Origin of the sequence: Sulfuricella sp. T08, assembly GCF_000971475.1 — a bacterium.
In the GTDB taxonomy this organism is placed as follows: domain Bacteria; phylum Pseudomonadota; class Gammaproteobacteria; order Burkholderiales; family Sulfuricellaceae; genus Sulfuricella.
The window spans coordinates 1-12,096 of record NZ_DF967525.1 but is presented as its reverse complement, the minus strand read 5'-3'; the positions used below and the strand labels follow the sequence as shown (position 1 = coordinate 12,096).

The following is a 12,096-nucleotide window of genomic DNA, read 5'->3' as shown; positions in this document are numbered from 1 at the left end:
TTGTTTGCATCCCGTTCTAGCTGGCTATCGAAGAGCTGCGATTTGAAGGAAATTGATCGTGCAGTTTTCCGTGTCCCTGCGCCTCTTCGGGTAATTTATTTTGTTCAAAGCAATGTTCAGGAATTTCGTCGTGATGGCCGAAATCGCGCGTTGATTTGTCGAGGGCGCATTCCTGATCCACCCATTTCAGCAGTGTCCCCATGGGCTTTCCGTCTTGGACTTGGGAGCAGGCATTGGCGCATTGGCCGCACTGGGTACAGGTGAACATGTGGCGCTTGGTCGAACGCGGTTTGAGGCGCATCGGGCAGACGTTGTCGCAGGCGGCGTTGCAGTCGGCACAGGCGAGGGCGCGCTTGCGGTCGAAGCCGATCACCATCGCCTTGCGGTTGCCCATCCAGGCCAGCGACTGGAACAGGCCGACGGCGCAGGCGTAGCGGCAGAACAGGTGGCGCGCGAACGTGAACTCGATGAAGAACAGGAAAGTGCCGACGCCGATAAAACGGGCCTGGTTACCGGTCAGTTCGCCGTGCAACAGGTTGCCGTAGATTTCGGCCGGCGGCAGCAGGTAGGTGAGTAGCGCCACCGCCCAAACGAAGGCGAAGATTAGCGCTAGCGGCACCGCCACCAGCCAGTACAACGGATTGGACTTGGTGATGCTGCCATCGGCATTGCGTTCCGGCAGGGGGTGCTTGTCCCAGATGCTTTGCTTGCCGATGGCGCGGCGCAGTACGCCGTTGATGGTTTCCACCACCGAAAAATGCGGGCACAGCCAGCCGCAGTAGAGGCGACCGTATTTCCACGAGATCCAGATGCCGGTGCCGATCACGCCTAGGATCGGCAGGCCGCCACGTAGGATGAGGTTGATCGCGGCCTGAGTTGCATCGATGCGCTGGGCGAGGAAGTCATCCAGCCCCAGTGTCCAATTCATGCCGAGGAAGAAGAAGTGCTTAACGTTGAGATCGAAGCGGAACAGGTCGAATACCGGTGCCAGCAAGAACAGGATAAAGAAGCCGGCCTGGAACCAGAGTCGCTTTTGTTGGGTATTACTCACAGGGTCTTCCGACTAGTGGATAGACATACTTCTGCCCCGCCATCGCCTTGGCCAGGCCGAGCACGCCGAGCAGCACCAGGGTGGAGTGGCAGGTGGTGAAATAGATAATCACGATGACCCAGGTTTTCGGTGCGGCATAGCCGCCGAGCAGGATGATGGTGATGTTGGCAATCACCAGCAGTACGCCGGCCCAGACGCTGGTGGAAATTGTCTGGCGCAGGTGACAGAGGGCGAGCGCCGGCATATTGGCGCTGCGCTTGAAATACAGCCAAAGCAGTATGAGAAAGGCCAGCCCTGGTGCCAATAGCAGATTGGCGAGGTATAGCGTTTCCACCCAGACCGCCAGGGACTGGCCGGGGATTTCCTGTTCGCTATCTTCCGAAACTGGCATGGACGATCTCCATCAATGCGTCGGCGGTTTCTACATCGTCAGTCAGGGTTTCCACCATCGCCGCACGGCATGCGTCCACCGGATCGAAGCCGCTGCCGATCAGGGTCGCGGCATAGACCAGCAGGCGCGTGCTGGCAGCCTCTTCCAGGTCGTGCTCCTTGAGTGCGCGCAGGGCGTTGGCCAGGTTAACCAGGCGCTTCGCCAGCATCGCGTCGGCACCGGTTTCGCCGATCAGGATTTCCTGCTCCAGTGCGCTCTCAGGAAAGTCAAAGCGCAGGGAAACGAAGCGCTGGCGCGTGCTCGGTTTCATTCCTTTCAAAAAGTTCTGATAGCCGGGGTTGTACGACACTACCAGCATGAACTCCGGCGGCGCCTGCAAAATTTCTCCAGTGCGCTCGATCGGCAGAATGCGCCTGTCGTCGGAGAGGGGATGCAGGACGACGGTCGTGTCCTTGCGCGCCTCTACCACCTCGTCCAGGTAACAGATTCCGCCTTCGCGTACTGCGCGTGACAGCGGGCCGTCGCTCCAGTAAGTGCGGCCATCGCCGATAAGATGGCGGCCGACCAGGTCGGCAGCAGTCAGGTCGTCATGGCAGGCCACGGTGTATAGCGGCCGGTTGAGTTTGGCTGCCATGTGTGCGACAAACCGGGTTTTGCCGCAGCCGGTCGGCCCCTTTATCAGCAGTGGCAACTGGTTGCGGTAAGCATGCTCGAATAATTCGATTTCGTTGCTGTGCGGTTTGTAGAACGGCGCGTTGCTCATGGCTGAACTTTCAATTCGACAATTAGGTGGGTGTATTGGTTGCAGTTATTTGAGTCCGGTCAGGTAGGCGATGGCGATGCCGCCGCCGACTATCAGCAGCCAGGATGCCATGATGGCGCGCCACAGCAGGCTGGTTCTGCGCAGGCCCATGAAGAAGCCGGCGACCATTTCGCCCTTGATGAAGGTGATGATCAGCACCAGCATCACGATTTGCGTGCCGCCCAGTTCCATCCTGCCGATACTGTAGGTGACGCTGGTCAGCGCCAGCAGCCCGAGCCAGACGCGGGTGCAGGGACGGATGAACTGGCTGCGTTGGTTTTCGATGTTGTTCATGAGTGCCTTAACGAATGACGTAAACCAGGGGGAACAGGATGATCCACAGCAGGTCTACCATGTGCCAGTAGGAAGCACCGGTCTCGACGCCGGTGTGGTGCTCTGCGCTGTAGCCGCCGCGCCGTGCCTTGAGCATCACCGCAGCCAGAATCACCATGCCGAGGATAACGTGCATGAAGTGGAAGATGGTGAGCGACAGATAGAACATGTAGAAGGTATTGGTGCTGAGCGAGATTCCGGCGGAAAATTTGGCGTGAAACTCAAACAGCTTGATGACCAGAAACACGCCGCCGAGGCCGATAGCGCCGGCCAGCCAGTGGGCGCACTGGCGCGACAACCCTTCGCGGATGGCGGCAACGGCACGTACCACGAAATAGCTGCTGGTGATCAGGACCACGGTATTGACGGCGCCGGATTCACGATTGAGGTGTTGTTGCGATTCGTTGAATAACTCGACGTTGTGGGCGCGGGCAAAAGCGTAAGAAAGAAAAAATATGCCGAATGCCAGCAGTTCAGCAAAAATGAAAAACCAGATTGCCAGATCGCCTGGTGGAGTGCCGGCCTTGTGGCTATCCAGGGTAAGGGTTTGAGTAGACATTGATGTTTAATTCCGATTCCGAATAAAAATGATCACTGTGCCGGCTTCATCCTGGGCTCCTCGTCATACAGTACGTGCTGTATGGGTTGCCTTGTCCTAGCCGCCTTGTTTTCCTGTTTATTCGGAATTGGACTAACCAGTGTGGTGCAGAACGCGACATTCTAGCGTTTGCCGTCCCGTGATAATAGCCCATTAAAATAGTCTGGTATTTGGAGTTGAAAAAGGGAGGGGCGAACCCCTCCCTTTCAGGCTTTAAGCGGCTTCCTTGCTTTCGCCACCCACGAAGAAACTGATGATGTAGAGAACCAGGCCGGTCAGGAAGATTAAACCGGTGAACTCACGCATCCAGTAGAACAGCGTGATCTGGTCCTGCGCCGCCATGAAGCCGAGCGGTGTAGTAGATACGCGCTGCAGCCACACTTGCAGGATGCCGGCAGCAGTCAGGAACAGGGTGATGAACACGATGGAGACGGTCATCATCCAGAACGACCACATTTCCAGTACCTGAGACTTTTCGCTGTTGGCCGCACGTCCACGCATCATCGGCATGGCGTAGGAGATGATGGTCAGCACCACCATTACATACGCGCCGTAGAACGCCATGTGGCCGTGGGCAGCGGTGATCTGGGTGCCGTGGGTGTAGAAGTTCACTGGAGCCAGGGTGTGCAGGAAGCCCCACACGCCAGCACCGAGGAACGACATCACGCCAGTGCCCAGCGCCCAAAGCGTGGCAGCCTTGTTGGGATGCTCGCGACGACGACGATTCACCATGTTGAACGCGAACACGGTCATCATGAAGAAAGGAATCGGCTCCAGCGCGGAGAACACCGAACCAAACCACTGCCAGTACTCAGGCGTGCCGATCCAGAAGTAGTGGTGGCCCATGCCGACGATGCCGGTGATCAGGGTCATGGCGATGATCAGGTACAGCCACTTTTCGATGATTTCGCGGTCGACACCCGTTACCTTGATCAGCACGAAAGCCAGCAGCGCGCCGAGGATCAGTTCCCATACGCCTTCCACCCAAAGATGCACGGTCCACCACCAGAAGTACTTGTCCAGCACCAGGTTGGAGGGGTTGTAGAAGGAGAACAGGAAGAACACCGCCAAGCCCCACAAGCCCATCAGCAGAACGATACTGATCGAGGTCTTGCGGCCTTTCAGCGCGGTCATGGTGATGTTGAAGAGCATTGCCAGCGCCACGACCACGATACCCAACTTAGTGGGTAGTGGCTGTTCCAGGAACTCGCGTCCCATCGTCGGCCACAGGTCGTTGAAGGTGTACTTGGCCAGAGCGGCGTATGGAACCATCAGATAACCGACGATGGTTGCCGCACCGGCGACCAGGAAAATCCAGAACATGAGCAGTGCCAGCTTGGGGCTGAACAACTCGTGTTCCGATTCTTCCGGGATGATGTAGTAGGCCGCACCCATGAAGCCGAATAGCAGCCACACGATCAGCAAGTTGGTGTGCACCATGCGGGCAACGTTGAAGGGGATGGCCGGGAACAGAAAGTCTCCCATTACGTATTGCAGGCCCATGATCAGGCCGAACAGGATCTGTCCGACGAATAGGCCAATGGCAGCGATGAAGTAGGGCTTCGCTACCGCCTGAGATTGATATTGCATAAGTTTTCCTCCTAAGCCTTTAAGAAATCAGGGTGGCCAAAATTAACCTTCGATGTTTGGCGGCCATTTGGCGGTGTTGATTTCGCCGGTCCACTTAAGAAATGCCACCATGTCATCCAGTTCCTGATCGGTCAGGTTGAATTGCGGCATCTGGCGACGGTTGCCAGGTGTGCCTTCGGCAGGGCGGCTCTTGATCCAGGCCTTGATGAAATCGCCGCCGCCACGCCGTGCATAGACATTGCCAAGCTCGGGCGCGTAGTAGGCACCCTCACCGAGCAGCGTGTGGCAACCGATACAGTTGTTCTTTTCCCAGACCATCTTGCCGCGCTCCACTGCGGGAGTGATGTTTTCCCGGTGGTCGCGCTTCGGCAGGACCTGCATGGTGTCGAAAGTCAGGGCGACGAGGAGCAGGAAAAAAAATGTTGATCCCCCGAAAAAAATGTTTCGCGCCATTGACTTGGTAAATGCTTGGCTCATGTTTACCTCCTAAAGTTAATCTAAAGAAACCTTACTTTTTACTTCTTATAATCATTAAATCGCGCATATATTCTTTGCGTGGCCTCCCTTACATAGGCTGGTTTGCTTTGTTATCCCGCTTGGAACGGACATGGCTCTACTATCCATTCCGGCGCAGACTGCAATTTAGTGGATAGGGGGGAAAGCAACCTTGATTTAGGTCAAGGATTCGGAGAAGCGCTTAAACAAGAATGAGAGTGTCTTCTGTCGCGAATTTTTACCCTGATTCTAGAGGTGATCTTGTATTCAATTGCGGGCAGGATCTTACATGGAATCATTGGCTGCATCCAGCCCGGTATAAATTTCCATTTTTTTTGCATTTAGATTTGTCACACAGGATTATCATGGGCTCTATCAGTAGTTATATGACCAGCGATCACCATCGCTGCGACGAATTATTCTCGCAGGCGGAAGCAGCCGCTTCCGGGAAGGATTGGGGCACGATTGCTGCCGATTTGCAGATCTTTCTCGATTCCATGCACCATCATTTTAAGATGGAGGAAGAGGTATTGTTTCCCGCTTTCGAGGAGCGCACTGGCATGAGCATGGGGCCGACCCAGGTGATGCGGATGGAGCACGTCCAGATGCGCGAATTATTCGATGCCATGTCCGATGCGGTGAAGCTACAGGACCGGGATGAATTCCTGGGTCAGGCTGAGACGCTGCTGGTGATGATGCAGCAGCACAACATGAAGGAAGAGCAGATGCTCTATTTGATGGCCGACCGGGCACTGGCAGGTGAAATGGAAGAAGTGCTGCAGCAGATGCGTGCTGTGGGCGCATAGCGGGCGAAACGGCGATGAGTCAGGAGCGCGTATTGGATGTCCGTGGGCTGGAGCCGCCCGAGCCGCTGGAAAAGGTGCTGGATGCTGTCGCGACGCTGCAGCCGGGCGAACGTGTGCGCATGATCCATCATCGCGAACCCTGTTTGCTGTACCCGCTGCTGTCGAAACGGGGGTTTAACCATCTGGCCGAAGCCAAATCTGAGGATCATCATGAGATTCTGATCTGGCGCAAGGGGGATGCGGCTGCTGCGCCCTATGGCCTGCAGGAATGAAACTGGAAGCCGGTCTTTCCTTCAGCCAGGCGCCGCCGATCCTGGTGCCGTTCCGTTTTTTTCTGAGCGCGCCGCTGTTCGGCCTGTTGGCCGCCCTGCTCGCACTGTGGTACGGACCTTCCCTGATGGAGAGCCGCTGGCAGCCGTCGGTGCTGGCGTTGACACATTTGATGACGCTTGGTTTTCTCGGCATGGCGATGGTCGGGGCCATGATGCAGATGCTGCCGGTAGTGGCGGGTTCGCCGGTTGCCCATCCGGTGGGAGTGGCGCGCGCCGTCCATGTTTTGCTGCTGCCAGGCGTGGTGTTACTGGCAGGTGGTTTTCTCCTCGGTGCTCATTGGCCCATGCGCATCGCAATGTTTCTGCTGGGTACCGGGTTTACGGTGTTTGTCGTCGCCGTGGGCCTGAGCCTGAAGCGGGCGTCTTCAGACAATCCGACTGTGGTTGGGATGCGCTATGCAGTCAGCGCGCTGGTGGTCACTGTTGCCCTCGGCCTGACTTTGGCCAGTAATTACGGCTGGGATTGGTGGCTGATCGAACGGGTGCGACTGACCAATCTTCATTTGACCTGGGGCCTGTTGGGGTGGGTCGGCCTGCTGGTGGCAGGCGTTTCCTACCAGGTGGTACCGATGTTCCAGCTTACTCCTTCCTACCCCAAGTTGCTGACGCGTTGGCTGACGACGGCGCTATTCGTGCTTTTGCTGCTGTGGTCGGTTGTTTACTGGTTGCCTGAGGGGGCACAGGTTCAGGTGATTCTGGCAGTGAGTTTGGCCGCCGCAGTCATTTTCACAGTGTTTGCGATTGTTACTTTGCGCCTCCAGTTGCGGCGACGCCGCAAGCAGTCTGATGTGACGCTGCTGTTCTGGCGCTTCGGCATGGTGTGTCTGCTGCTTGCTTTGGCATTGGGCGTTGCCGGGCAGGTCATTCCTGTATTGGATCGAGTGCAAGGCGATAACATCGCGCTGGGGTTCCTGTTTATTGCCGGTTTTGCAGTGTCGGTGGTGAACGGCATGCTCTACAAGATCGTTCCGTTTCTGATCTGGTTTCACCTGCAAAGCCTGCTGATGGGCGTAGCGAGGGTGCCGAACATGAAACTGATCATGCCGGAGCCGGGAATGCGCCGGCAGATGTGGCTGCATTTCGCGGCTGTGCCTGCGCTCGCTTTGTCCGCGCTCTGGCCTCCGCTGATTTATCCGGCGGCGTTGCTGTTCGGCGCTTCCATGGTATTGCTGGAGGTTAATCTGCTGAACGCTTTCCGGATCTATCAACAGAACGCCAAACTTGCACCTAAGGGTGAACCGTCATCAACTTGAGGGGTATCATGCAAAGCCCATTTTTACTTGAAAACGAAAGCGCCTATCAGGCATGGCGCAACCGCAAGCTGGAAGGCTACCCAACCCGCCTGGATCAGATCGTGGTTGAAATCAATGACCCGCGCAGCCTGACGCAGTCTGAATATCAGGCGATTCTGCAGATCTGCCAGAAAACCAATATGGCGGTCTATGCCAGCAAGACGGGTACCGACCCGGACAAGGACATCCCGCGCCTGCTCGGCAAACGGTATGGACTGGAGCGGCTGGATTGCAACATGCTCGCCGACGATGATGGCCTGACTTCGCTCAAGGTGGTGGAGAACTCGCCACGCCATGGCTTCATTCCCTATTCCAATAAGCCGATCAAGTGGCATACCGACGGCTACTACAATACGCTGGAGCACCAGATCTGGGGCCTGCAGCTGCATTGCGTGCAGAGTTCGGCGGAAGGCGGCGAAAATGCCTTGCTGGATCATGAGATCGCCTACCTGCTGATGCGCGACGAGAACCCCGATTTTATCCGTGCCCTGATGCAGTCCGATGCCATGACCATCCCGGCTCGGGTCGAGGAGGATGGCGTGGCCAGGCCGGATGCGGTTGGCCCGGTGTTTTCTGTCCATCCGGAAAGCGGCGACCTGCACATGCGTTATACCGCACGCACTCGCAGCATCGTGTGGAAGCAGGACGATTTGACCCTGGCGGCAGTGGCCTTCCTGGAAAAACTACACGCCAGCGACCTGCCGTTTATTTACCGTGGACGCCTGGAGCCGGGAATGGGACTGGTCAGCAACAATGTGCTGCACGACCGCGCCGGTTTCAATGACACTCCGGACCAGAAGCGCCTGCTCTACCGCGCACGCTACTATGACCGGATTTCCGGCACGGGGGTGCGGGAAGTGTACGGTTTATAGCAAGGCAACGGAACCGAAGATGTAGAGTAAACCGGGGTATGCACGCTGACCGGATTAATGTTCGCATGCCATTGAGCCTTCATGCAGCAAAAGTGTTTTCTCCGACCATCACTTTTTATAGGTAAGTTGGATGATGAAGAATGATGTTTCCCGCTTTACTCAGCCAGAGCCAGATGTTCGAGGGTCAGTTCATTCAGCAGGCTGAAAACATCCTCCCTGATCGGTTTCCATATGGAATGCTCTACGCAAGTAATTTCATTACTGCGGTTTTCCAGATCCAACAACCACTTATCGGCAAATCCGCCCCCTTCGATCAGGCTAACGATCTGTATTAGATTGGTCTTTTCACCGCCTTCGCGAAGACAAAACCCACCATGGCGACCGGGATGAGAATAAATCAGGTTGCCTTTGCAGAGTTTCTGCATAATTTTTGCAAGATAAGCTACAGGGACGTCGAGATATTCAGCAACCTTATTGTTCGTGATCCTCTCCCCACATGGCAGGGAGGAAAAGTAAATCAGGGCCCGGATAGCGTACTGGCTGGTACGGGATAAAATCATGGGGGCTCCAATATAAGCATGCGGCGAGAAAGAAAAAAATACGTAGTTAAAATCCGGCAAAACAGAGGGCGTCCACAGACGCCCTCAAAGACCTACTGGGGAAAGAAATTTTTATAATTTCTCAAGTGTCCGCTCTTTGTCAGATAGTCGCCGAGACACATCCTCTCCAAAATTTTCCTCGTGTACTGGCCGCTTTCTTCTCATTTGCGAACCCTGAAACAGGGTTCCAGGTTAGTCTTTTTCAGATGCGCCCTCTGGTAGCTCGTGGGCAATTCCCTTGTGGCAGTCAATACAAGTCTTCCCGGAGCCGGGCATTGCGGCCTGCGCATGCTTTTTCTTTGCGCTCTTGTCTTGTATCTCCAGATTCATCCCCTCAAAGCTGTGACAGTTGCGGCATTCGCGTGAATCCGAGCCCTTCATGCGCGCCCATTCGTGCTTCGCCAACTCCATGCGCTTGGCCTGGAATTTTTCTCGTGTATCGATCGTGCCCGTCAGCTTTCCCCACACTTCTCCAATCGCCTGGATCTTGCGCTGCATCTTGTGTATCCAGTCCTTAGGCACGTGGCAATCGGAACAAACGGCACGCACGCCGGTGCGGTTGGAGTAATGAATGGTTTTCTTGTATTCCTGGTAGACGTTATCCTTCATCTCATGGCAGCCAATACAAAACTCCATCTTATTGGTCGCTTCCATGGCAGTATTGAAGCCACCCCAGAAGATAATGCCAGCGATGAAGCCCCCGCCCAGCAGTGTCAATAAAGAATAACGGGCACTCGAGCTGCGTAACGCACGCCAGAGACTACTGGATTTCTTTGTTTCAGTCGGGTCTGACATACCATTAACTCCCTTTGATTTATCTCGTTGCTGGTTTGAAACTCTCGCGACCAGAGTGCCGGCGTTTTACTTGAAGCTGCCGTAATAATGAATAACGGCTTCAATACCGGCCTTGTCCAGTTCTTCCAGCTTCGGCTTCATCTTTTTGGCCATAGGTCTCTTACCTTCCGTGAAGAACTTGATCTGTTCATCCAGATAAGCCATCTTCTGGCCCGCCAGGATACCAGCATCGTCACTTGCCACACTGCCACCTTCTGAATGACATTTCTCACAAAGCTTATCGTGAAGCGCTTTACCCTTCTTCGCCAATGCCGGATCAAACTTCTGCGGAGTTCGAACAAATTTCTGCTCGGCAAAAGAGTCGGCAATTTGCTTGATATCAGCGTCGCTCAGATCTTTTATCGCCTGACACATATCGGATTTGCTACCCTTCTTGGCGCCGCCAGGAATCTTGACCTCCGGGCAAGGACGTTCCTTGGTCTTGTATAGCTTCATGGCACCGGTCATATATTCTGCGGAATAGCTACCGATATTCGGAATGGCCACCTCAGTATTGGCTCCGCCCTTGCCGTGGCAGCCGATGCAACTCTCGGTCAGCTTGCTCACATCGGCCGCCGCTGCGCTAGTTGCCACAGAAATGCCGAATAGGGCACCGCATGCCAATAATGAATATCCAGTGGTTTTTTGTTTCATAGGTTTTTTCTCCATCTTTCGTCAAAGCACGTTGGTCCGAATTTAATTTTGCGGCGGCCCCGCCAACATCCCGCGATGGGCGGCGCCTGCCATACCCCAACTGCCACTACTGACCCATGTGGGTTCAGATTCCCATAGCCGTAAGATCTCCGGCTTCTATTTGATACTGCCGTAAAAATTGATCAATGCGTCGATATCGTCCTTCTCCAGTTGGTCTATCTTCAATTTCATTTTCTTCGGCGGCATACGCTTACCGGACTTGAAATCCGCGAACTGCGCTTTCAAGTATTGCATCCGCTGGCCCGCCAGGATGCCGGCATCGTCACTGGCAACGCTTCCGTTCTCCAAATGGCATTTGTCGCAGTTGGCATCGTGAATCTCCTTGCCCTTCTTTGCCAGGGCTGGATCAAAGTTTTGTGGGGAGCGAACAAATTTCTTACCGGCGTAAAATTTTGCGACCTGATCGATGTCTGCGTCACTCAGATCCTTAACGTTTTGGCACATGTCGCTCTTTGTTCCCTTTTTCTCCCCGCTTCGGATCTCCGTCTCGGGGCAGGGTCTTTCTTTCTTCTTGTACGCCAACATTGCGCCAGAAAAGTATTCGACAGAATAACCCGCGATAGTCGGCACATCCGCTTCGGTGCTTACGCCGTTGTTTCCGTGGCAGCTTGCGCAGGTCTCGACCACTTTATTTACATCTGCCGCCCATGAGCCAGGCGCGAGGAAAAGTGCCGTGCACCCCCATGCGGCGAATTTCGCGGCAGTGCTTGATTGACCGCGATTGCATGGCTCCTTGAGGTGAATCGGGGGCATCGTCAAACGCAGAAACAGCAGGATTTTATCTATTGGCATTATTTCATTCTCCCGTATGCGCCGACGGTAGGGGTGGGAGACTTTCCACCCCTACCGTCGGCTAGTGACATGTTTGTCGAGCTCGACTCAGAACCCAAACATCGCACGTAAAGTGAACCCATCGTCCTTGAGTTGCGCCGAAGTCGCCGTGGCCTTGTCCTCGAAGACGTGATGGCGATACTCGGCGACCAGCTTGGTATTTGCGTTCACAAGGTGTTGTAGACCGACGATGATGTCCCGTTCGCTCGGTGCTGACTTCGTTAAGCCAGTGTGGCCATTTACAGTGGACGAGGTGTCATCGAAAGCGTCACTCTTGATGTAATCATAACGGGCATACGTTATGTAATCTTTCGAGGGCTGCCAGTTGAGCTGATGGAAACCGCCGTGCCATTTGAACTCCTGACCGAATCCAGTAGGATTGCTTTCGCGGTTGTACATCAACTGGTTTTCGAGCCACACCGGAACTCCGAGCGGTGCAAGACTCAGCGTGAAGTCGACCCCGTGTTAATTTGCGCCGAATATTGACCCGGGATTTGCACTGAAAATTGACCCACCCGATAAGCCACAGTATGGCTCAAGTTACAGATGGATTTCT

16 protein-coding genes are annotated in these 12,096 nt (G+C 55.0%); 4 read left to right on the top strand and 12 right to left on the bottom strand.

Annotated elements, in window-relative coordinates; translation table 11 throughout:
* Nucleotides 1-16: 16 nt before the first annotated feature.
* The 7 genes from SCT_RS03075 to SCT_RS03045 form a co-directional block, all read right to left on the bottom strand.
* A complete protein-coding gene (locus SCT_RS03075) occupies nucleotides 17-1,051 on the bottom strand; it encodes a 4Fe-4S binding protein (protein WP_059418905.1) in 1,035 nt (344 codons plus the stop codon).
* Entirely contained in the window at nucleotides 1,044-1,442 is a 399-nt protein-coding gene (locus SCT_RS03070; RefSeq protein WP_059418903.1) for a hypothetical protein, read from the bottom strand. Before SCT_RS03070 ends, SCT_RS03075 begins: the two co-directional genes overlap by 8 nt.
* A complete protein-coding gene (locus tag SCT_RS03065) occupies nucleotides 1,423-2,205 on the bottom strand; it encodes a CbbQ/NirQ/NorQ/GpvN family protein (RefSeq protein WP_059418901.1) in 783 nt (260 codons plus the stop codon). Before SCT_RS03065 ends, SCT_RS03070 begins: the two co-directional genes overlap by 20 nt.
* 45 nt (nucleotides 2,206-2,250) lie before the next feature.
* A complete protein-coding gene (locus tag SCT_RS03060; protein ID WP_059418899.1) occupies nucleotides 2,251-2,538 on the bottom strand; it encodes a cytochrome C oxidase subunit IV family protein in 288 nt (95 codons plus the stop codon).
* 7 nt (nucleotides 2,539-2,545) lie between these two features.
* Complete coding sequence (locus SCT_RS03055; RefSeq protein ID WP_059418897.1) at nucleotides 2,546-3,136, bottom strand: cytochrome c oxidase subunit 3 family protein; 591 nt, start codon at nucleotides 3,134-3,136, stop codon at nucleotides 2,546-2,548.
* 252 nt (nucleotides 3,137-3,388) lie between these two features.
* Nucleotides 3,389-4,765: a cbb3-type cytochrome c oxidase subunit I gene (locus SCT_RS03050; protein WP_059418894.1), complete on the bottom strand. Its 1,377-nt coding sequence runs from the start codon at nucleotides 4,763-4,765 to the stop codon at nucleotides 3,389-3,391.
* A 42-nt stretch (nucleotides 4,766-4,807) separates the two neighbouring features.
* Nucleotides 4,808-5,242, bottom strand: coding sequence for a cytochrome c (locus tag SCT_RS03045; protein WP_059418891.1), 435 nt, complete (start codon nucleotides 5,240-5,242; stop codon nucleotides 4,808-4,810).
* Between the two features lie 383 nt (nucleotides 5,243-5,625).
* Here SCT_RS03045 and SCT_RS03040 point away from each other — a divergent pair, with 383 nt between their 5' ends.
* From SCT_RS03040 to SCT_RS03025, 4 genes are read left to right on the top strand one after another with little or no spacing between them, the layout of a single operon-like run.
* Nucleotides 5,626-6,066, top strand: coding sequence for a hemerythrin domain-containing protein (locus tag SCT_RS03040; RefSeq protein ID WP_059418889.1), 441 nt, complete (start codon nucleotides 5,626-5,628; stop codon nucleotides 6,064-6,066).
* 14 nt (nucleotides 6,067-6,080) lie between these two features.
* Nucleotides 6,081-6,338 carry a DUF2249 domain-containing protein gene (locus SCT_RS03035; RefSeq protein ID WP_059418887.1) on the top strand — a complete coding sequence of 86 codons (258 nt, stop codon included), beginning with the start codon at nucleotides 6,081-6,083 and terminating at the stop codon, nucleotides 6,336-6,338.
* Nucleotides 6,335-7,651 carry a hypothetical protein gene (locus SCT_RS03030; protein WP_059418884.1) on the top strand — a complete coding sequence of 439 codons (1,317 nt, stop codon included), beginning with the start codon at nucleotides 6,335-6,337 and terminating at the stop codon, nucleotides 7,649-7,651. Before SCT_RS03035 ends, SCT_RS03030 begins: the two co-directional genes overlap by 4 nt.
* 8 nt (nucleotides 7,652-7,659) lie before the next feature.
* Complete coding sequence (locus tag SCT_RS03025) at nucleotides 7,660-8,562, top strand: TauD/TfdA family dioxygenase (RefSeq protein ID WP_059418882.1); 903 nt, start codon at nucleotides 7,660-7,662, stop codon at nucleotides 8,560-8,562.
* 155 nt (nucleotides 8,563-8,717) lie between these two features.
* On the opposite strand, the gene SCT_RS03020 is transcribed toward SCT_RS03025, so the two are convergent.
* The 5 genes from SCT_RS03020 to SCT_RS03000 form a co-directional block, all read right to left on the bottom strand.
* Nucleotides 8,718-9,122 (bottom strand): Rrf2 family transcriptional regulator, encoded by a 405-nt coding sequence (locus tag SCT_RS03020; RefSeq protein ID WP_059418880.1) that lies wholly within the window; start codon nucleotides 9,120-9,122, stop codon nucleotides 8,718-8,720.
* A 231-nt stretch (nucleotides 9,123-9,353) separates the two neighbouring features.
* Nucleotides 9,354-9,956, bottom strand: a complete 603-nt coding sequence (locus tag SCT_RS03015) for a NapC/NirT family cytochrome c (RefSeq protein WP_059418878.1) — start codon at nucleotides 9,954-9,956, stop codon at nucleotides 9,354-9,356.
* A gap of 66 nt (nucleotides 9,957-10,022) precedes the next feature.
* Nucleotides 10,023-10,649, bottom strand: a complete 627-nt coding sequence (locus SCT_RS03010) for a c-type cytochrome (RefSeq protein ID WP_059418877.1) — start codon at nucleotides 10,647-10,649, stop codon at nucleotides 10,023-10,025.
* A 156-nt stretch (nucleotides 10,650-10,805) separates the two neighbouring features.
* Nucleotides 10,806-11,501: a c-type cytochrome gene (locus SCT_RS03005; RefSeq protein ID WP_059418873.1), complete on the bottom strand. Its 696-nt coding sequence runs from the start codon at nucleotides 11,499-11,501 to the stop codon at nucleotides 10,806-10,808.
* A gap of 87 nt (nucleotides 11,502-11,588) precedes the next feature.
* Entirely contained in the window at nucleotides 11,589-11,960 is a 372-nt protein-coding gene (locus SCT_RS03000) for a hypothetical protein (RefSeq protein ID WP_059418870.1), read from the bottom strand.
* Nucleotides 11,961-12,096: the final 136 nt, after the last annotated feature.